Origin of the sequence: Parvimonas sp. oral taxon 393 str. F0440, from assembly GCA_000223315.2 — a bacterium.
GTDB lineage: Bacteria > Bacillota > Clostridia > Tissierellales > Peptoniphilaceae > Parvimonas.
The window spans coordinates 351,658-372,722 of the sequence record AFUS01000004.1; the positions used below are offsets into that span (position 1 = coordinate 351,658).

The following is a 21,065-nucleotide window of genomic DNA, read 5'->3' on the forward strand; positions in this document are numbered from 1 at the left end:
TTATTTGGCTTATAGGGGTTTTGGATTTGATGTAATAAATGATGTTTTAAGGGAAATTTTATGATGACTTTTGTTTATATGTTGGAGTGTAAGGACGGAAGTTTTTATACAGGTTATACTACTGATTTAAGAGCCAGATATGAGAAACATAATTCAGGTTGCGGTGCAAAATATACGAGAGGGAGAACTCCTGTAAAACTCGTTTATTTTGAAATTTTTGAAACAAAGTCTGAAGCGCTTAAGAGAGAGATTAAAATAAAAAAGATGAGTAGATTAAGAAAAGAGAGATTAGTATTAAATTTTGATAAAAGCAAATTTTCTACTTATTTGGAAGGTGATGTTTTATGATTAATGATAATTTATATGAAAAATATAATGATTTAAGAGAAAATTTAGCGGAATTATTGCTTTTGAAAGAGGAAATTATTTCAATTAGAAATGACTTAGTTTTAGAAGATGAGGAAAAATTTAAACTTTTATATAAAAAAATATGGAAAGCCTTTTAAAAATTCAAAAAACTCTTGAAAGAGATGTTATGAATCTTTTTAGAGCCGGAGAAATTTTAAAAAATCTTGAATTTGCAGATAATTTTGTAGATGTAAGTCAAGTTTATTCAATTATAGATTCGGAAAATAAAAATAGTAAAAGATTTAATTCTAACGAAGTTAAAAATTTTGTTGGACTATTTGATGAGCTTGATTATGATGAGGATAAGACTTGTGATGATGTCTTTAAGGCGATTGCAAAGGAAATTTCACCGCAAACAAATAGTAAAAATTGGGATAAGGAACTTTGGAAAAAGACACTAAAGGCAAAAGCTGATGACAGCAAAAGAACAATGAATAAAATTTTTAAGACAATTGAGGAAGAGAGATTGTCAAAAAATCCGATAAATTTTAATATTGATGAGTATTCAGAAAATATTCGCACTTTGGAAAATAATTTGGAATTTTTACAAAGAGAGGTAAAAAATCTTGGAGAATCTTGCAAAGATACTTTAGATGCAAAGAAGGTTGAAAAAATGGAGAAATTATTGAAAAAAGTTGAGAATAAAAAGGCTGATATAAATCATTCAATAGAGATTTTAACAAAAATAAAAATGGTTTGATGGACGGTTTTATTGCATCTTTACCTACAAATAAAAATGGAATGTTAAATTAGGAGGAGAATATGGAATTAAAGTATGAAATTACAGAGGAACTAGGTATCTTATCCGAAAATGAAAAAGGATGGAGAAAAGAATTAAATTTAGTAAGCTGGAATGAAAGAGAAGCTAAGTATGATATAAGAGATTGGAATCCGACTCATGAGAGAATGTCAAAAGGGATAACTCTTACAAAGGAAGAAGCAAAAGCTCTTTATGAAATCTTAAAGGAAGAATTTGGAGAATAGTGTGAAAAAACTTTTTGGAAAATTTATTATAGGATTATCAAAATTTTTAGATAAAATTTTAGGAGCAGTAGTAAACGGTTTATCTTATATTGTAAATTTATTGAGCAGTATTTCAGTATTTTTAGTATTGATAGGAATCGGATTTCTAACTTTAGGTTCGTTTTTACTTCCTTTATTGCTTATATTTTTGCTTTCCAGTCCATTTTTTTGGCTAATTATATTCGTGTTTTTCATAGTTCCATTTTTAGGAAAGAAATTTATTTCTTTTCTAAGATATATTAATTATTCATTATGTGAATATTTGAATGATTATGGGAATTTTTTATTAGGAAACAACAAGGGTTATTCATCATTTAAAGAATATAAAAGAAAATATGAAAGAGCTCAAGAAGAACAATATGAAAGAGAAAGAGAAGAAAGACAAAGAAGAGAACAGGAAGAATGGGAAAGAAGATTTAAAGCTTTTAATGAATATTTTTCAAATCAAGGCGGATACTATGGAGGATACCAAGGATATCAGGGCTATGGCTATCAAAATGCAGGTACAACTTATGATCCATATAGCGATTTTAAAAACAAATTTGAAAATGCTTGTAGGGTTTTAGAGTTTAATACTTATGATATAGATTTTTATCAAGTTAAGTTACAATATAGGAAACTTGCTAAAAAATATCATCCGGATTTGAATAGAGATAGAGATACCACAGAAAAATTTCAAGAAATTAATTCAGCTTTTGAATTTTTAACAGAAGAAAATATAAAAAGATATAATCAGATGAAAAGATAGCAGAAGATAATCGCTATCTTTTTTAATTTTAAAAATGTGGTAAAATATATATATAATAAAATATTTGGAGGTAGTTATGAATATAGTAGATCGTTTTGTGGAATATGCAAAAATGGACACTCAATCAAATCCTAAGTCTGAAACTGTTCCTTCAACAGAGAAACAAAAAAACTTGGGAAATTTACTTGTGAAACAATTAAAGGAAATGGGAATTGAAAATGCCCATATTGATGAAAAGGGTTACGTTTATGCACATTTAAAATCAAATGTAGAAAAAAATCTTAAAAAAGTCGGTTTTATTGCACATATGGATACTGCAACAGAACTTACCGGAGCAAATGTAAATCCGCAATTTGTTGATTACAAGGGTGGAGATATAAAATTAAATGATGAATTTACTATGTCCGTAAAAGAATTTCCTTGTTTAAATGAAGTTGTAGGAGAAAGACTTATAACAACTGATGGAAATACTTTATTGGGTGCTGATGATAAGTCAGGAATTGCAATTATTATGGATGCAATTCAAAAAATTACATCAAATAATTTACCACATGGAGATATTTCAATAGGCTTTACTCCTGATGAAGAAATTGGACGTGGAGCTGACCATTTTGATGTTAAGAAATTTGGTGCAGATTTTGCTTATACAATTGACGGTGGACCTATTGGAGAACTTGAATATGAAAGTTTCAATGCTTGTAGTGCAGTTGTAGATATTAAAGGAAAAAATGTTCATCCGGGTTCAGCAAAAGATATTATGAGAAATTCACTTATGGTTGCTCATAATCTTTTATCAATGTTACCTGCAAATGAAAGACCTGAACATACTGAAGGATATGACGGTTTCTATCATTTATTGGAAATGAACGGAGATACTGAAAATACTCATATGGAATTTATCATAAGAGATTTTGATAGAGAAAAATTTGAATATAAAAAAGAATATATGAAAAAAATAGTTGAAGTTTTGAATTTCAGATATGATAATTCAATTACTTTAGAACTTAAAGATTCATATTACAATATGAGAGAAAAATTGGAAGATAGAAAAGATATAATCGACCTTGCTTATAATTCAATGGTTGAAATCGGAATTACTCCAAAAATTCAAGCAATTAGAGGAGGTACTGACGGCTCAAGACTATCTTATATGGGACTTCCTTGTCCGAATATTTTTGCAGGTGGATTTAATTTCCATGGCAGATTTGAATTTGTTCCTGTTTCATATATGGAAAAAGGATCAGAATTATTAGTTAAAATTGTAGAAAATATCGTAAAAGGAGAATAATATGAATTTAAAACCGGAAAGAGTTTTTCACTATTTTAGAGAACTTTCAGATATTCCTCGTGAATCACATAATGAAAAGGCAGTATCTGATTACATCTATAATTTTGGTAAAAAATTAGGACTTGAAACAAAGCAAGATGATATTCTTAATGTCTATATAAGAAAACCTGCTACAAAAGGTTATGAAAACAAACCGGGAATAATCCTACAAGGACATATGGATATGGTTTGTGAAAAAGCTACAAGCTCAAAACATAATTTTGCAACAGATAAAATTGAATGGGTAGTTAAAGATGATTTACTTTTTGCAAATAATACTACACTTGGAGCAGATGACGGAATTGCAGTTGCAATGGCAATGGCAATTTTAGAAGATGAAACTCTGGTTCATCCAGAACTTGAAGTGCTTATTACAGTTACTGAAGAAACAACAATGGCAGGAGCTTTAGGACTTGAAAAAGGTCTTTTAAAAGGAAAATACTTTTTTAATATCGATTCCGAAGAAGAAGGCATTTTAACTCTTGGTTCCGCTGGTGGTACTTTATTTAAAACAAATTTGGAATTAAAATTTGAAAATAAGGAAGTAGAGCTTGTTAAACTTCATTTTGACGGATATCTAGGCGGACATTCAGGAATGGAAATCGGCAAGAATAGAAGAAATATGATTAAAACAATTGCTGAATTTATAAAAGAGAGTGGACTTTCAATTTCCAGTGTAAACTGTGGAAATAAAGATAATGCAATTCCTAGAGTTGGAGAAATTGTAATTGAAAATTCATCAAAATTAGATGAATTAATTGCTAAATTTACAGAAAAATACAATGGGGAAGAACAACTTACAATAGATAAAAAAGAAGTTTTCATTGGGAAGGTTTTGACAAATGCATTAAGAGATACATTAGTTGAAATTTTAGAAGAATTGCCAACAGGGGTAAATTCAAAAGATGAAACTGGAATTATAAGTTCATCAAACCTTGCAATAGTTCAAACTACTGAAAATGAAATTATAATTCGTGACTCTATTCGTTCATCTTCATTGAGTATTTTAGCAGATATGAAGTCATCTTTTAGTAAAATCGGAGAAAAATTTGGCTTGAATTATGAATTTTCAGGTGGTTATCCTTCATGGGAAAAGAAAGAAAATTCAACACTACAAAAATATGCAAACAAAGTTTATAAAGAGTTAACTGGAAAGGAATTTGAAAATATTATAGTTCATGCAGGACTTGAATGTGGAGCAATTTATGAAAAATATCCAAATCTTGAATTGATTTCATTTGGACCTGACATTAGAGGTGCACATACTCCACAAGAAAATCTTTCAATTCCTTCAACAGAAAGAGTTTATGACTTTACACTAAAATTAATTGAAGAAATTGCAAAAAATTAATTTTAAAATTTTACTGAAAATCAGCTAAGCTATTAGCTGATTTTTTGTTGATATTTTAAGTTTTATTTAATATAATAAATATATAATAATTAAAAATTATTTTATATGAGGGTCTTTATGAGTGATATTGAATTTAAATTTGGGAGTAAGTCAATCAAAAATGGAGAAAGTACAAAGTTATGTTCAATTTTGAATGTGACACCAGATTCTTTTTCAGATGGTGGAAAATACTTTGATATTAACAGAGCTGTAAAAAGAGCAAAAGAGCTTGTTTCAAAAGGTGCATATATGCTTGATATAGGCGGAGAGTCAACAAGACCTGGAAGTAAATTAATTTCCGCAGAAGAAGAGATTGAAAGAATTGTTCCGATTATCAAGGCAATTAAGTCTGAAATGGATGTTGTAATTTCAGTTGACACTTGGAAATCTGAAGTTGCTAAGGCAGCAATAGATGCAGGAGCTGATATTATTAATGATATTACAGGATTACTCGGCGATGAAAAAATGCTTGATGTGATTGCAAATTCAAATGTCGGATATATAATGATGTTTAATCCCGTAATCATAAGGCCAGAACATGAAGGCTCTAAAATTTTTCCAAAGTTTGGCAAAAATGCTTTTATAACGGATAAAGATTTGGAATATTTCCAAAGTTTAGATATTTTAGATATGATGGAAGAGTGTTTTAATAAAACTTTGAAGATTGCTATTTCAAAAGGCATAGATAAGTCAAGAATTTGTTTGGATCCCGGCATCGGTTTTGCACTTACGAAAAGAGAAAACTTAGAATTGATTAAGGGAATAGATAGAATTCATAATATGGGATATTTATCCTTTTTAGGAGTTTCCAGAAAGAGATTTGTAGTAAATATTTTAACTGAAAATAATATTGACTCAGATATAAAAACAGAAGAGGGACTTTCTAATGTAGATTTGGCATCTGCATATTTAAGTGCGATTGCATCTTTTAAAGGTGTAAATATACTAAGAGTTCATGATTTTGATAAACATTTTTCAGCAATTTTAATTGGAGATGCAATTAGAATGGCAGATAAAAGCGAAGATATTAATTTTGGAGCATATAAAAAATAGGAGGACTTATGAGTAAAGTTTGGATTGCTTTAGGTAGTAATATGGGAGAAGGTCGGAAAAATCTTGATTTAGCAATTAAGATGATGAACGAAAGAGGAGTTTTAGTTGAAAAAGTTTCAACTTATATAGAAACTGAGCCTTATGGTTATACAGAACAGGATAACTTTGTAAATGCAGTTTGTATAGCTGAGACAAAGCTTAGTCCTAGAGAGCTTTTAGAAGTTCTTTTGAAAATAGAGCTTGATATGGGACGAGTTAGAATAATCAAATGGGGGCCAAGAATTATCGACTTAGATATTTTATTCTATGAAGATTTAATAATTGATGAAGAAGATTTAAAAGTTCCACATATTGAAATACAAAAAAGGTCTTTTGTTTTAGAGCCTATGAATGAGATAAGTCCGGATAAAATTCATCCTGTATTTAAAAAGACTGTTCATCAATTATTATTGGATTTAAACTCTTGTGATATTTAGAATTTAGGCTATTATTCTTGAAAAAATAGAGTTTTTATGTTAATATTATGTAAGATAAAAGAGAATTAAGGAGGTTTTTTATGACACCACATAATAGAGCGATAGAAGGAGAAATTGCAGAAACTGTCTTAATGCCAGGAGATCCTTTAAGAGCGAAGTTTATTGCAGAAAATTTTTTAGAAGATGTTACATTATTTAATGATGTAAGAGGAATGTTAGGTTACACAGGAACTTACAAAGGAAAAAAAGTTTCAGTTATGGGAAGCGGAATGGGTGTTCCATCAATTGGAATTTACTCTTATGAATTAATCCATTTTTATGGAGTTAAGAATTTAATCAGAATCGGTTCTTGTGGAGCTTATAGCGATAAACTTAAATTATATGATGTAGTTGTAGGAATGGCTGCTTCAACAGATTCAAATTTTGCTCATCAATATAAATTGGATGGAACATATTCAGCAAACTGTTCTTGGGAACTTTTAAGAAAAACTTATGAAGCATCAAAAGAACAAAATATTGATATCAATGTAGGTAATATTTTCTGTTCTGATATTTTCTATAATGCTTCACCTGAAGATTGGAAAAAATGGGCACAAATGGGAGTTTTAGCAGTAGATATGGAAAGTTATGCTCTTTATTGTAATGCTAATTATGCAGGAGTTAATGCAATTACAATTTTAACTGTTTCAGACTCATTCCATTTTAAAGAAATTACAACTCCTGAAGAAAGACAAAATAGTTTTACAACTATGATGAAATTAGCATTGGAGATAGCATAATGGAATTAAATAGATATATGGATCATACTGCATTAAAGGCAGATACTACTTATGAAATGATAGACAAACTTTGTGAAGAAGCAAAAAAATATGACTTTTTCTCTGTTTGTGTAAATGGTTGTCATGTAAAAAGATGTGCTGAAAACTTAAAAGGTTCAAATACTAAAGTTTGTACTGTTGTAGGATTTCCGCTAGGAGCAATGACAACTGAAAGTAAAGTTTTTGAAACTGAAAATGCAATTAAAAACGGTGCAAATGAAATTGATATGGTAATTAATATAGGTGCATTAAAATCAAATGATTTGGACTTTGTATATAATGATATAAAGGCACTTGTAGATGCTACAAGAGGAAAAGCACTTTTAAAAGTTATAATAGAAACTTGTCTTTTAACTGATGAAGAAATTGTAAAAGTTTCTGAACTTTGTGTTAAGGCAGGAGCAGAATTTGTAAAAACTTCAACAGGATTTAGCACTTCAGGTGCAAATGAACATGTTGTTGCACTTATGAAAAAAACTGTAGGAGAAAATGCTAAAGTTAAAGCTAGTGGAGGAATTAGAGATAAGGCTACTGCTTTAAAAATGATTGAATTAGGTGCTGACAGATTGGGTGTAAGTGCAAGTGTGAAAATAATTTCAGAATAATTTATGGAAGTTGGAAACAACTTCCTTTTTTTATAATTACGATTTTTTAAATACATTTGAGTATTATTATCTTTTAGAGGGTATATCTTTTATAAAATCAGAAAGGGGATGATTTTTATGAAAAAAGTTGTAATACCTTTTATTATAGTTTGTTTTATAGTGATTGGAATTGCAATAAGATTTATGGGAAATGGTAAAAAAGGAGAGAAAGTTATGGAAAAGCCAAAAGTTGATTTAAGTTCAATTAAAAATAAGGGAGAAATTTATTTAGCAGGAGGTTGTTTCTGGGGTGTTGAAGGATATTTTTCAAAAATAGAAGGCATTGCAGATACAACTGTTGGATATGCAAATGGAAACGGCTCTGAGACAAGCTATGAGAAAATTAAAAGTACAGATCATGCAGAAACTGTGCATATAGTTTATGATAAGGATAAAATTTCACTTGAGGAAATTTTACAACATTATTTTAGAATAATTGAACCTACAAGTGTTAATAAACAAGGAAATGATGCCGGTAGACAATATAGAACAGGGGTATATTTTGTTGACGAGAAGGATAAATCTGTTATAGAAAAATTTATTGATGATCAAAGACCAAATTTTGACAAACCTATAACTGTTGAAGTTGAAAAACTTAAAAATTTTGTAGTTGCCGAAGAATATCATCAAGATTATTTAAAGAAACATCCAAACGGATATTGTCATATTGACTTAGGTCTTGCTGATAAGCCTCTTGAAAGAAAAGACGGAAAATATAAAAAACCAAGCAAAGAAGAACTAAAAAATAAATTGAGCGAATTGGAATATAATGTTACTCAAAATGCTGCAACTGAAAGGCCTTTTTCAAGCAAATATGATAAATTTGATAAAAAGGGAATATATGTTGATATTGTTACAGGAGAACCACTTTTTTCTTCAAGAGATAAATATGATGCCGGCTGTGGTTGGCCAAGTTTTACAAAGCCAATAGATGATAATATAAACTTCAAAAAAGATGATAGTCACGGTCTTAAGAGAATTGAAGTAAAAAGTAAAGGAGGAGATTCTCATTTAGGTCATGTTTTTGATGATGGCCCAAAAGATAAGGGTGGAAAGAGATATTGTATTAATGGAGCTTCCTTAAGATTTATTCCTTTAGAAGACATGGAAAAAGAAGGATATGGAAAATATATTGATAAAGTTAAATAAAAATATTTTTGAGATTTAGTTGGGAAAAGGTATATAATTATGTTATTTTAATTTTATACCTTTTTTGTTTTAAAATAATATGCTTCTAAAATATTAATATTATGCAAATTGTTGAAAAAATAGACGATTTTAATCTTGTTTATCAATGATAAAATTGTAGCAAAAACTTAAAAGTTTTCCCAAAACATATTGACTTATAAATTAATAAAAGGTATAATACAAGTGACTAATTTTATAGGAGGTATTATATGAACTTATTATCTAGTTTCGTATTACTAAGTGGTTCAAATCTTGTTGATACTATTAACAAAATAAACGATTTTATCGCTGGTAATATACTTATGTATGGTTTGTTATTTGCGGGATTATTCCTTTCATTTATTTTGGGCTTCCCACAAATTACAAAATTAGGAAAGGCTTTTAAATTAGTTTTTGGAGGACTTTTCAAGAAAAAAGAAGGACCTAAAGAAGAAGGTTCAATGTCTTCATTCCAAGCATTAGCTACAGCAGTAGCTGCGCAAGTAGGAACAGGTAACGTTGCAGGGGTTGCAACTGCTATTACTGCGGGTGGACCTGGAGCAATTTTCTGGATGTGGCTATCAGCATTCTTTGGAATGGGAACAATTTTCGTAGAAGCAGTTTTAGCTCAAAAGTACAGATCTAAAATTGATGGCGAATTTGTAGGAGGACCTGCATATTACATATCAAAAGGTCTTAAGAAAACTGGAGTATTTGCTAAAATTTTAGCCGGATTTTTCGCGATTGCGATAGTATTAGCCTTAGGATTTATGGGTAATGCCGTTCAATCAAACTCAATAGCATCAGGTATTAGAGGTATTCAAGGACTTGAAAATATTAACCCGGCTATTATCGGTGTAGTTATTGCTATTTTGGCTGCTCTAATTTTCATCGGTGGTATTGACAGAATTGCAAAATTTGCTGAACTTGTAGTTCCTGTAATGGCAGTAGTTTACATTTTAGGAAGTATAGTTATATTGGTTATGTTTGCAGGTGAAATTGGACCTACTTTTGCATGGATTTTCAAGAGTGCATTTAATGGAACTGCAGTAGCCGGTGGTATCGCTGGGGCAGCAGTTAAAGTTGCTGTTCAAAAAGGGGTTGCAAGAGGTTTATTCTCTAACGAAGCCGGTATGGGTTCTACACCTCATGCTCACGCAGTTGCAAATGTAAAACACCCTGCTGAACAAGGTTTAACAGCTATTATTGGTGTATTCATTGATACAGTATTAGTATGTTCTGCAACAGCACTTGCAATATTAGTAACAGGTGCTTACAATGTTAAGGGAGCTGACGGAAAATTCTTAGCCGGAGCACAATTAACTCAACAAGCATTCAGAACTGCATTTGGTTCAGGTGGAGCTATTTTCTTAGCAGTATGTTTATCATTCTTTGCATTTACTACTATCGTTGGTTGGTATTATTTCGGAGAATCAAATATTAAATATTTATTCGGTAAAGCAGGACTTTTACCATATAGAGCTATAGTTCTTATTTGTATCGTAGCCGGTTCTCTTGGAGAAGTTGCTATTGTTTGGTCATTAGCAGATATCTTCAACAGCTTAATGGTATTACCAAACTTAATTGCAATTCTTTGGTTATCATTTGAAGCTAGAGCTATTATGAAAGATTACAATCAATGTCTATTAAATAATGATGTACATTATGATTATGAAGTAAAATAGTTAATTTGATTAAGATTTAAGGAGAGATTTTATCTCTCCTTTTTTTATTATAAAAAATTAAGTCTTAAAATTTTGTAACAGTTTTGTAATAATTTTGTAATTTTTGTTGCTTATTTTTAGCTATTTATTGATGTTGTATGAAAAATATGATAAAATTATTAACATCAGATGGTAAATTTAAAATATTTATTAGGAGGTATTTATGAAAATAAGCAAGAAAATTTTAATTTTTTCGATGTTATTATTAAGTGTACTGATTATTAAAAATTCATACAGTAATGAAAAAAAAGTTGAAGCTGCAGAGTATAAAAATAAAATTTTTTATGGAGACGATGGAAAACCTGCAAATTGGTGGTATGACGATGGAGAAGATTGGTACTTTTTTCAAAACGGAAAGAAATATAATGGCTATGGAAAAGATGCATCAGGAAAGAAATACTTTGATAATGGAAAATATGCAAATTGGTGGTCTGATGACGGGGAAGATTGGTACTTTTTTCAAAACGGTGTAAAGCATACAGGGTATGGGAAAGATGCATCAGGAAAGAAATACTTTGACAATGGAAAATATGCAAACTGGTGGTGTAATGATGGTAAAGATTGGTATTTTTTCCAAGAAGGAAAGAAATATAATGGATATGGGAAAGATGCATCAGGAAAGAAATATTTTGACAATGGAAAATATGCAAACTGGTGGTATGATGATAGCAAAGGATGGTATTTTTTCCAAAACGGTGTAAAGTATACAGGCTATGGAGAAGATGCATCAGGAAAGAAATATTTTGATGAAGGAAAATATGCAAATTGGTGGTATAATGACGGAAAAGACTGGTATTTTTTTCAAGAAGGAAAGAAACATACAGGCTATGGAAAAGATGCTTCAGGGAAAAAATATTTTGATGAAGGAAAATATGCAAATTGGTGGTGTAATGACGGCGAAGATTGGTACTTTTTCCAAGATGGAAAAAAATTTACCGGGCGAGCAAAAGATGCATCAGGTTATAAAGATTTTATAAATGGAAAATATGCAAAAACAGAAAATGGCTATATAGATGGAGTATTTTATACTAAAAATGGTGAATTAGCTAATGGATGGTATGATGACGGATATGATTGGTACTTTTTCCAAGATGGAAAAAAATATAGCGGATATGGAATAGATGGCAATGGAAAAAGATATTTTTATGAAGGAAAATATACTAATGGATGGTATGATGATGGATATGATTGGTACTTTTTCCAAGATGGAGTTAAACATACTGGTTATGGAATAGATGGTAATGGAAGAAAATACTTCTATAACGGAAAATATACTAATGGATGGTATGATGATGGATATGATTGGTACTTTTTTCAAGATGGAGAAAAATTTACCGGACGAGCAAAAGATGAGTCAGGATATAGAGATTTTGTAAATGGAAAATATAAGAGAAAAACATATCAATCCGAGTTTATAGATAAGATTTCTCCTGGAGTTTTAAAATCTATTAAGGGTAAAGGATTATTCCCTTCAATAGCAGTTGCTCAAGCTTGTTTGGAAACAGGTTATGGAACTGACAGTTTATCTCCTCCACCTATCTATAATCTTTTTGGAATAAAAGCTGCTAAAGATACTCCTCCTTCAAGATATTATGAAATAAGAACTGCGGAATATAAAAACGGTAAAAAATATTATATAATAGCTAAATTTATGAAATTTACTGGATATGATGAAACTTTTGAATATTATGCAAAGTTATTTACAAAAAACAAATGGCTTACTGAATATTATTCAGGTGTTTTAGCTGCGAAAACTCCTGAAGAAGCTGCAAGGGCATTAACAGGAACTTATGCTACTGATCCAGGATATGGACAAAAGTTACTCAATATTATTGATAAGCATGGATTAAGAGAATTAGATAAGCAAATTTTTCCGAACGGAGTAAAACCTTAGATGAAAAAAATTAAGAACGAATTTATTGGGCTTTCATCAGGCTTTATCTGGGCAGTAAATGGTATGGTACTATCTCTGCTTATGAAAAGCGAACTGATTAAAAACTATAATGGGAAAATTATATTTTTTCTACCTTTAGTTTTTGCGGGATTTAACGATTTATTTGCAGGATTATTTGTTCTTGGATACAATGGAATTTTAAGGAAATTGAAAATGATATTACCCGCTTTAAAAACAAATACCGGAAAATGGGTTTGCTTTGCGGGATTAATTGGAGGGCCTGTTGGACAATGCTCATATATTATGGGCATTTCTCTAGCAGGTCCTGCTTATGCGATTCCAATTTCCGCATTATGTCCAATGTTTGGAACAATTTTATCTTTCATATTTTTGAAAGAAAAAATAAATTTAAAAACATTTATATGTATTGTATGTTGTATTGTAGGAACATTTATTCTTTCATATACAAAACCTACAGGAAATTATCCATATTTTTATCTTGGAGTTTTATTTTCTTTACTTGCAAGTTTTAGTTGGGGAATTGAAGCCACTATTGTAAGTTTTGCAACTAAAGAGGAACTTGAGGAAGAAATTATTTTAAATATTAGGGAATTAATTTCTGGATTAAGTATATTATTTATAGTTTTACCTGTATCAGGTTTATTTGGTGGTTTTATTACAACAATACAAAGTTTGAATGTAATAAAATATCTGCTTTTTGCAGGATTTTTTGCTGGATTAAGTTACTTGCTTTATTATAAAGCAATGAAATTAAATGGAGTTCCAAAAGGAATGGCTCTAAATAGCACTTTTAGTTTATGGAGTGTTGTATTATCAGTAATATTTTTATCTACACCACTTACTGTAACTTTATTGATAGGTGTTGTTATTGTAACCATATCAGTAATAGCTTTATCATTTAGCGGTTAGAGATTATGCAAAAATAGATAAATTATTTTAATAATTTGATGATAAAGTATTTATTTAAAACTGAAAATGTAGTATAATAAATATATATGAAAAATAAAAGGAGGAAATTTGTATGCATCCAATGTTACAAAAAAGTGTAGACTCAGGTTACATGAAAGAAGAACATGGTCTATATATCGAAGAAGCTATTGCTAAAGGAGAAACTTTAATTATTTCAGGACATAGATCTGCCGGAATAAGACCATTTATGGCAGCTATAATGGCTGTTGCTAAAGGTTCACATAAGACTGCTCAAGTTAAAGATGAAGCTGGAATCGAAGCTGCAAGTGATGTAGATTATATTTTAATTCCTGCACTTACAGAAGAAAATTGTGAATCAATGGTTCAAGCTGCTTTCAATAAAAAAGGTATGGGAACTATTACTTTCAAAGAAACTGAACTTAAATATTCAATGATGAAAATTATGAAAGTTCAAGCTAAAGAAGTTGGAGATTTAAGCAAAGTTGTTCATTTAATCGAATGTAGAAAATTAGATGGTATTCCACATTTAATCAACTTTAGTAAAATGACTTATGATGAAAAAGGAAAAGTTAAGAGAGAAGATTTACTAAGCTGTGAAGATTACGAATAAGATTAAGAAGCAAGAATTTGATTCTTGCTTTTTTTGTGCATAAAATTACTTTATGAAAAAATTCTAAAATAATCTTAATTGAAAAAATTGTTTTTTATGTTATCATATTTGATAGTATTGGAGGATTTTTTGTGATTATTTTTGGATTAGACCCCGGAATTGCAATTGTTGGTTATGGAATTATAGAGGCTATCGGGAATAGAGTAAGACTTATAGATTATGGAGTAATTGAAACAAAAGCAGGAATTCCACTTCCTGATAGGCTTAAAATTATTGATGAAGAATTGAATAGATTGATAGAACTACATAATGTTGATGAACTGGCTATTGAAGAGCTTTTCTTTAACAAAAATGTAAAAACTGTAATCAATGTTGCACAGGCTAGAGGAGTTGAAATATTATCTTTTATAAAGAAAAATATCTTGGCTTATGAATATACTCCTTTACAAGTTAAACAAGCTATTACGGGATATGGTAGAGCGGATAAAAAGCAAATGCAAGAGAGTGTTAAGATGATTTTTAAACTTAAATCTGTTCCTAAACCTGATGATGCAGCTGATGCTTTGGCAATTGCACTTTGTCATTTTTTTAGCTTGAAATTTAAAGAACAATTTAGAATGAAATAGGTGTTTTATGTACGAATATATTAGTGGAGAACTTAAATTTATCTATAATGATTATATTGTTATAGATAATGGTGGAATAGGTTATAAGATTTTTACTTCCAACAATACATTATTTAATGTAACTGTTGGAGATTTTTATACAATTTATACAGATTACATAGTAAAAGAAGATTATGTCGCTCTGTTCGGATTTAAAACTATGGATGAACTTTCAATGTTTAAACTACTTGTAAGTGTAAATAGTATTGGTCCAAAGGTGGCATGTGGAATTTTATCATCAATGTCTGTTGATAGTTTGAAATTGACTATTGTAAATGGAGATGCAGTTGCTCTTGCCACAGCTAAAGGTGTGGGAAAGAAAACTGCACAAAAAATCATTTTGGAATTAAAGGATAAAATTTCTATTGACAGTATAAGTAGTAAAGATATTTCAGGAATGGAAGTTTCAACTTTAGATAGTGGAAAAGACTTGGAAAAAAGAGAACTTGTTTCAGACGCTTTAATTAATTTAGGATTTATTAAAAATGATATTGAGAGATTTCTTTCAAGTATAAATATTGATGAAATGGAAATAGAAGATATAATTAAACTTAGTATGAAAAAATTATAGGTGTTAGTATGTTTGAAGATTATGAAGATAGAATTATCGGTACAGGTTTTTCAAGAGAAGATATTGAAATAGAAACCAGTTTAAGACCGAAATGGATTGATGAATATATTGGTCAAGAAAAAGCAAAAGAAAGACTTAAAATTTTTATTGAGGCTGCAAAAACAAGAAATGAGCCTCTTGACCATAGTTTGCTTTATGGTCCTCCGGGACTTGGAAAAACAACTCTTGCAAATATCATTGCAAATGAAATGGGCGTTAATATCAGAGTTACTTCAGGTCCTGCCATAGAAAAGCCAAGCGACCTTGCAAGTATTTTGACGAATTTAAGTAAAGATGATGTTTTGTTTATAGATGAAATTCACAGAATAAATAGAAGTGTTGAAGAAATTTTATATCCTGCAATGGAAGACTATGCACTTGATATAATAATTGGAAAGGGTCCAAGTGCCAGAAGCCTTAGAATTGATCTTGAAAAATTTACTTTGATAGGGGCAACGACAAGAACAGGACAACTTACAGGACCACTTCGTGACAGATTTGGAATTATGTTGAGTCTTGAATTATACAGTATTGAAAACTTACAAAAGATAATTACAAGATCTGCAGGAATTTTGGGAATTGAAATTGAACCTGATGGAGCGCTAGAAATCGCAAGACGTTCCAGAGGAACACCTAGAATTGCAAACAGACTTTTAAAAAGAGTTAGAGACTTTGCTCAGGTTAAGAGAAATGGAAAAATTGATTTACAAACTAGTAAAGACGGACTTGATATTTTAGAAGTGGATTCTCTTGGACTTGACACAATAGATAGAAAAATAATAACTACAATAATAGATAATTTCTCAGGAGGTCCTGTTGGAATTGATACAATAGCTGCTTCCACAGGCGAGGAGAGAATTACAATTGAGGATGTCTATGAACCTTACTTGCTACAAATAGGATTTTTAAGTAGAACAAGCAGAGGAAGAATTGTAACTGAAAAAGCATATAAACATTTTGGAAGGATAAAAAAGTAACGATTATTTGATTGTTACTTTTTTGTGTTTAAGAAGATGTAAATAAATTTATTTTAAAAATGGTTGTTTACTTTAAAAAAATTTGAAAAATATTGAAAAACAATATATAATATAAGCTTGTAGATGTATTTTATAATTTAATAAAAGGAAGAGAGTTAATGAATAGTTTAAAAACAGATGATTTTGATTTTGAGCTTGATGAGTCTTTGATTGCTCAGTTTCCACTTAAGGATAGATCAAGTTCAAAACTTTTAGTTGTAAATAGAGAAAATTTTGATTTAGAACATAAAAATTTTAAAAATATTGTTGATTATATAAAAAAAGATGATGTTTTGGTAATTAATGATACTAAAGTTATTCCTGCAAGACTTTTTGGAGCAAGACCCGGTAAAGATGAGGCTATAGAAGTTTTGCTTTTGAAAAAGCACGAGGATAATACTTGGGAAACTTTGGTTAAGCCCGGAAAGAAAATGAAGATAGGCTCAAAAGTTGAGTTTGGAAATGGAAAATTGCTTGGAGAAGTTGTAGGTATAAGTGAAGAGGGAGAAAGATTTGTAAAATTTTCTTATGATGGAATTTTTGAAGAAATTTTGGACGAACTTGGAACAATGCCACTTCCTCCATATATTCACGAAAAATTGGAAGAAAGAGATAGATACCAAACTGTTTATGCAAAACACAATGGCTCAGCTGCAGCACCGACTGCAGGACTTCATTTTACAGATGAGCTTTTAAAAGAGCTTCAAGAAAAGGGAGTTAAAATCGCAAGAGTTACTCTTCATGTCGGACTTGGAACTTTTAGACCTGTTAAGGTTGATAATGTTTTGGAACATAAAATGCATGATGAGTATTATGAAATTTCAGAAGAAAGTGTTGAAATAATTAATACAGCAAAGGAACAAGGAAATAGAATTTTTGCAGTTGGAACAACAAGTGTAAGAACTTTGGAAACAGTTTATAAAAAATACGGAGAACTTGTAGCTTGTAAGGGGAATACGGATATTTTCATATATCCGGGTTTTGAGTTTAAGGTTGTTGATTGCCTTATTACAAATTTTCATTTGCCAAAATCAACATTAATTATGCTTGTCAGTGCTTTTGCATCAAAAGAGATAATAATGAATGCATATAATGAAGCTACGAAAAACAAATACAGATTTTTCAGTTTTGGCGACGCAATGCTTATTAAAAAGGAGAAATAATGGAATTAAAATACGAATTGATAAAAAAGTCTTCGGATTGTAATGCAAGACTTGGGAAAATATATACAAGTAGGGGTGTTATTGAAACTCCGATTTTTATGCCCGTAGGAACGAGAGCAACTGTAAAGGCTATGAATGTAGATGAGTTAAAAGAGATAGGCTCACAAATTATTTTAGGGAATACTTATCATTTATATTTAAAACCCGGGCAAGAAATTATTAGAATGGCTGGTGGACTTCATAAGTTTATGAATTGGGATAAGCCAATTTTAACGGATAGTGGTGGTTTTCAAGTTTTCAGTCTTGGAGATATTAGAAAGATAACTGAAGAGGGTGTAGAGTTCAGATCTCATATTGACGGTTCAAAGCATTTTATTTCTCCTGAAAAATCAATGGAAATTCAAAATGATTTAGGTTCTGATATTATGATGGCTTTTGACGAATGTGCACCATATCCTGCAAGTTATGATTATGTAAAAAATTCTATGGAAAGAACTTTACGTTGGTTAAAGAGATGTAAAGATTATCATAAAAATACAGATAATCAGGCACTTTTTGGAATTATTCAAGGTGGAATGTTCAAAGATTTAAGAAGAGAGTCTGCACTTGCTACAATAGATATGGATTTACCGGGATATGCTATTGGTGGGCTTAGTGTAGGAGAACCTAAAGAAATTATGGTTGAATATCTAAATTATACAACACAATTTATGCCTGAAAATAAGCCTAGATATTTAATGGGAGTAGGAACTCCGGATTATTTATTTGAAGCCGTTGAAGCAGGGATTGATATGGCTGACTGCGTTCTTCCAACAAGAATTGCAAGAAATGGAACTGCAATGACTTCAAAGGGGAAATTAGTTATAAAAAATGCTAAATATGCAAAGGACTTTGCTCCACTTGATGATGAATGTGATTGTTATGCTTGTAGAAATCACACAAGAGCTTATATAAGACATTTGATAAATGTTGATGAAATATTAGGGGCAAGACTTCTTTCAATCCATAATTTAAGATTTTTACTTAAAACAATGGAAAATATAAGACAAGCTATTAGAGAAGATAGATTTTTAGAATATAAAAAAGAATTCTATAAAAAGTATGGATATGAGGACTAGAAATGAATAAATTTTTAAAATTATTGTTAATTTTAGCGATTACACCTATAATTTTGGCAACAGCAGGTTTTGCTGTACTACCGTCATCAGTTTTTGCTTATATTAAAGACGGTAAAGAAGTTTTTATAGGCTCCTTTATGATTTATACATTTGCTTTGGTAAATGTAGTATTATCATTCTTTGGAATAACATATTTAAGAAGAGTTAGAAAGAAATTTAATGATGAAAATTACCCAACAGGAGTAACTGTTGTAGCTTTTGTAAATCTGCTTATTTCTATTATGTGTAATTACTTTACATTTTCAGTTTTAAAACTTATGTTAAGAAATTCAAAAATGGAAATTCCATTTTATGTAATTAGAATAGTTTTCACTTTAATTGCAATTTTGACTACAATATATGGAATTTATTTAAGAAGAGTAAATAAAGAAAGTGAATTTGCAATAAGAAATAAATGGACAATGAATAATGATATAGTTTTCGGATTTGCAAATAAATTTTCAGGAATTGTCTTTATTGCAGGTGGAATTTTTATCTCGATAGTATCTTGGATAATAGGCAATCAAAGTCAATTATATATAACAACACTGTTTACACTAATAATTTGTGCAATATCATCAAACTATATAAGTAGAACAATAGGTATGAAATACAAAATGATGTATAAGGAAAAAGACAAGAAAATATAGATTAAAAAAAGAAGTCCTAAGCGACTTCTTTTAATTTGTATCTTTTTATGAATATTCCTAGTAGTGTATAAAAAACTATGAACACAACTTGTGATGCAACAAATAGTAAAAATTTTTCAAAATTTATTTCTTCTAAAAACTTTACAAAATAATATTGTGGCATAAATTTAGAAACATTAATTAGGGCTTGTGGTAAGAATTTCATCGGTAAAAATACTCCTGATGAAAATGCCATTATTAATGTGAAAGCTGAATTTACACCGTTTACTACTTTTACATCTTTAGAGATTGATACAAATAATTGTCCAAGTGAAATTGCAGTAAATGAAAATATAAATACTGCTAAACTCATATATACTAAATCAATTTTAGCTATTGATTCATTCACTCTTGAAATTGAAACAACTAAATAAAAACTTGATATTAATATAGATATTATTATCTGAGCTAAAAATTGTTGTAAAGTTTGAGATTTTTGACTATAAGGGGACAAAGCCATTCTTTTTAAAAGGCTTTCTTTTTAAATTCAGCATCAATATTTATAATTATTGAAATTATACTCATAAAAACTATATAACTTAGGATTAAAAAAGTAGTTTTAAAGGCTTCTTTTCCTTTTTCTTGATTATATAATTTAGTATCTATTATCTTTACATCAATCTCTTTCTTTAATGTATTTATTACCTCTTGTTGATCAACATTTGAATTTATTGCAGACAATGTGTAATTGAGATAACTTTTTAAATCTATTTTTAAAAAGGTTATATATGAAGTTTTTGTTGGTGCTAAAATTGAAATTGCTTTTTTATTATTTAACAAATTTTGTTTAAAATCTTTATTAATTACTATATAAGCTATAATTTTATCCTCAACAATTTGTTTTCTTGCTTCACTTTCTGTAATTTTTTCTTCTTTTACATTATGTTTTTCTTTTAGATAATTTATTAAGGCTTTTGATTCTTCGCTTTTATCTTCATCATTTATCATTAAGTCCAGCTTCATAGGTTTAAATTCAACATTATTATCTTTTGAGCTGGTAAATATAATCAACATAACCATAAAAATTATGAAAGAAAATAAAACTGCTTTTATATTTTTTATAAATATTTTCATATAATTTTTAAATATCATTATACTTATGCCTCCTCAAATATATTAATGCAATTCCAAATAGAATTATAGTAAATGGAATTATAAATTTAGCCATTGTAATCAAGTAGCTATTGTCATTTGCGATATTTACACCTAATAGTGCATTTTCCATATAGAATGTTGGATTTATCTTTTTTATTATAGGGAAAGCTGAAGTTATAGCATTTGTTACACTTGAGCCCATCATTCCTGAAGTATAATTCATTAGAAGAATACATCCAAGTCCAACCATTGTTTTAGTTTCGGTTTTTGCCTTTAGAGCAACTGCAAGGAACATTCCCATAGTTATTCCAAAAATCATAATTAAAAGTATAGTGATAATTGAAGCAAAATAGTTTGTTATTAAGGTTATCCCAAATACTAGTTTCAAATAAATAATCAATATTGTAGTATTTAAACCTGAGAGTATAAGTGAAGAT

At 29.6% G+C, this 21,065-nt stretch carries 26 protein-coding genes; 23 read left to right on the plus strand and 3 right to left on the minus strand.

Going from position 1 to position 21,065, the window contains the following annotated elements:
- Positions 1–4 precede the first annotated feature (4 nt).
- The 23 genes from HMPREF9127_RS09730 (at position 5) to HMPREF9127_RS02700 (ending at position 19,494) form a co-directional block, all read left to right on the plus strand.
- Positions 5–64: a hypothetical protein gene (locus tag HMPREF9127_RS09730; RefSeq protein ID WP_482198144.1), complete on the plus strand. Its 60-nt coding sequence runs from the start codon at positions 5–7 to the stop codon at positions 62–64.
- The gene (locus tag HMPREF9127_RS02600) at positions 61–348 is read left to right on the plus strand and encodes a GIY-YIG nuclease family protein (RefSeq protein WP_009448100.1); all 288 of its coding nucleotides are present in this window, start codon (positions 61–63) and stop codon (positions 346–348) included. Before HMPREF9127_RS09730 ends, HMPREF9127_RS02600 begins: the two co-directional genes overlap by 4 nt.
- Positions 345–506 (plus strand): hypothetical protein, encoded by a 162-nt coding sequence (locus HMPREF9127_RS08865; protein WP_009447770.1) that lies wholly within the window; start codon positions 345–347, stop codon positions 504–506. The genes HMPREF9127_RS02600 and HMPREF9127_RS08865 overlap by 4 nt, the downstream gene beginning before the upstream one ends.
- A gap of 29 nt (positions 507–535) precedes the next feature.
- Positions 536–1,108, plus strand: coding sequence for a hypothetical protein (locus tag HMPREF9127_RS02605; protein WP_255261673.1), 573 nt, complete (start codon positions 536–538; stop codon positions 1,106–1,108).
- A gap of 62 nt (positions 1,109–1,170) precedes the next feature.
- The gene (locus HMPREF9127_RS02610) at positions 1,171–1,392 is read left to right on the plus strand and encodes a YdbC family protein (RefSeq protein ID WP_009448329.1); all 222 of its coding nucleotides are present in this window, start codon (positions 1,171–1,173) and stop codon (positions 1,390–1,392) included.
- Position 1,393: 1 nt separating this feature from the next.
- Positions 1,394–2,179: a J domain-containing protein gene (locus tag HMPREF9127_RS02615; RefSeq protein WP_009448444.1), complete on the plus strand. Its 786-nt coding sequence runs from the start codon at positions 1,394–1,396 to the stop codon at positions 2,177–2,179.
- Between the two features lie 76 nt (positions 2,180–2,255).
- Positions 2,256–3,467 carry a peptidase T gene (gene pepT, locus HMPREF9127_RS02620; RefSeq protein ID WP_009448171.1) on the plus strand — a complete coding sequence of 404 codons (1,212 nt, stop codon included), beginning with the start codon at positions 2,256–2,258 and terminating at the stop codon, positions 3,465–3,467.
- 1 nt (position 3,468) lies between these two features.
- Positions 3,469–4,857 carry a beta-Ala-His dipeptidase gene (gene pepD, locus HMPREF9127_RS02625; RefSeq protein ID WP_009448019.1) on the plus strand — a complete coding sequence of 463 codons (1,389 nt, stop codon included), beginning with the start codon at positions 3,469–3,471 and terminating at the stop codon, positions 4,855–4,857.
- A 117-nt stretch (positions 4,858–4,974) separates the two neighbouring features.
- Entirely contained in the window at positions 4,975–5,949 is a 975-nt protein-coding gene (gene folP, locus HMPREF9127_RS02630; RefSeq protein ID WP_009447922.1) for a dihydropteroate synthase, read from the plus strand.
- 8 nt (positions 5,950–5,957) lie between these two features.
- On the plus strand, positions 5,958–6,425 hold the full coding sequence (gene folK, locus HMPREF9127_RS02635; protein WP_009447938.1) for a 2-amino-4-hydroxy-6-hydroxymethyldihydropteridine diphosphokinase: 468 nt from the start codon (positions 5,958–5,960) through the stop codon (positions 6,423–6,425).
- Between the two features lie 80 nt (positions 6,426–6,505).
- Entirely contained in the window at positions 6,506–7,204 is a 699-nt protein-coding gene (gene deoD, locus HMPREF9127_RS02640) for a purine-nucleoside phosphorylase (RefSeq protein ID WP_009448231.1), read from the plus strand.
- Positions 7,204–7,848, plus strand: a complete 645-nt coding sequence (deoC, locus tag HMPREF9127_RS02645; protein ID WP_009447962.1) for a deoxyribose-phosphate aldolase — start codon at positions 7,204–7,206, stop codon at positions 7,846–7,848. Before deoD ends, deoC begins: the two co-directional genes overlap by 1 nt.
- 117 nt (positions 7,849–7,965) lie before the next feature.
- Positions 7,966–9,036, plus strand: a complete 1,071-nt coding sequence (gene msrB / locus HMPREF9127_RS02650; RefSeq protein ID WP_009447851.1) for a peptide-methionine (R)-S-oxide reductase MsrB — start codon at positions 7,966–7,968, stop codon at positions 9,034–9,036.
- 248 nt (positions 9,037–9,284) lie between these two features.
- Positions 9,285–10,739 (plus strand): alanine/glycine:cation symporter family protein, encoded by a 1,455-nt coding sequence (locus tag HMPREF9127_RS02655; RefSeq protein ID WP_009448420.1) that lies wholly within the window; start codon positions 9,285–9,287, stop codon positions 10,737–10,739.
- A 202-nt stretch (positions 10,740–10,941) separates the two neighbouring features.
- Entirely contained in the window at positions 10,942–12,672 is a 1,731-nt protein-coding gene (locus HMPREF9127_RS02660; RefSeq protein ID WP_009448320.1) for a glucosaminidase domain-containing protein, read from the plus strand.
- Positions 12,673–13,602, plus strand: a complete 930-nt coding sequence (locus tag HMPREF9127_RS02665; RefSeq protein ID WP_009448355.1) for a DMT family transporter — start codon at positions 12,673–12,675, stop codon at positions 13,600–13,602.
- A 112-nt stretch (positions 13,603–13,714) separates the two neighbouring features.
- The gene (locus HMPREF9127_RS02670) at positions 13,715–14,233 is read left to right on the plus strand and encodes a hypothetical protein (protein WP_009448261.1); all 519 of its coding nucleotides are present in this window, start codon (positions 13,715–13,717) and stop codon (positions 14,231–14,233) included.
- 131 nt (positions 14,234–14,364) lie between these two features.
- Complete coding sequence (gene ruvC, locus HMPREF9127_RS02675; protein WP_009448181.1) at positions 14,365–14,859, plus strand: crossover junction endodeoxyribonuclease RuvC; 495 nt, start codon at positions 14,365–14,367, stop codon at positions 14,857–14,859.
- 7 nt (positions 14,860–14,866) lie between these two features.
- Positions 14,867–15,469: a Holliday junction branch migration protein RuvA gene (gene ruvA / locus HMPREF9127_RS02680; protein ID WP_009448079.1), complete on the plus strand. Its 603-nt coding sequence runs from the start codon at positions 14,867–14,869 to the stop codon at positions 15,467–15,469.
- An 8-nt stretch (positions 15,470–15,477) separates the two neighbouring features.
- Entirely contained in the window at positions 15,478–16,485 is a 1,008-nt protein-coding gene (gene ruvB / locus HMPREF9127_RS02685; RefSeq protein WP_009447872.1) for a Holliday junction branch migration DNA helicase RuvB, read from the plus strand.
- 158 nt (positions 16,486–16,643) lie between these two features.
- Positions 16,644–17,687, plus strand: a complete 1,044-nt coding sequence (gene queA, locus HMPREF9127_RS02690) for a tRNA preQ1(34) S-adenosylmethionine ribosyltransferase-isomerase QueA (RefSeq protein WP_009447935.1) — start codon at positions 16,644–16,646, stop codon at positions 17,685–17,687.
- Positions 17,687–18,805, plus strand: a complete 1,119-nt coding sequence (gene tgt, locus HMPREF9127_RS02695; RefSeq protein WP_009447980.1) for a tRNA guanosine(34) transglycosylase Tgt — start codon at positions 17,687–17,689, stop codon at positions 18,803–18,805. Before queA ends, tgt begins: the two co-directional genes overlap by 1 nt.
- Before the next feature lie 2 nt (positions 18,806–18,807).
- Entirely contained in the window at positions 18,808–19,494 is a 687-nt protein-coding gene (locus tag HMPREF9127_RS02700; RefSeq protein ID WP_009448221.1) for an SdpI family protein, read from the plus strand.
- 16 nt (positions 19,495–19,510) lie between these two features.
- Here HMPREF9127_RS02700 and HMPREF9127_RS08870 read toward each other — a convergent pair whose 3' ends face one another.
- From HMPREF9127_RS08870 to HMPREF9127_RS08880, 3 genes are read right to left on the minus strand one after another with little or no spacing between them, the layout of a single operon-like run.
- Positions 19,511–19,993, minus strand: coding sequence for an ABC transporter permease (locus HMPREF9127_RS08870; protein WP_009447801.1), 483 nt, complete (start codon positions 19,991–19,993; stop codon positions 19,511–19,513).
- A gap of 5 nt (positions 19,994–19,998) precedes the next feature.
- On the minus strand, positions 19,999–20,625 hold the full coding sequence (locus HMPREF9127_RS08875) for an ABC transporter permease (protein WP_009448082.1): 627 nt from the start codon (positions 20,623–20,625) through the stop codon (positions 19,999–20,001).
- The gene (locus tag HMPREF9127_RS08880; protein ID WP_255261674.1) at positions 20,615–20,947 is read right to left on the minus strand and encodes a hypothetical protein; all 333 of its coding nucleotides are present in this window, start codon (positions 20,945–20,947) and stop codon (positions 20,615–20,617) included. Before HMPREF9127_RS08880 ends, HMPREF9127_RS08875 begins: the two co-directional genes overlap by 11 nt.
- Positions 20,948–21,065: the final 118 nt, after the last annotated feature.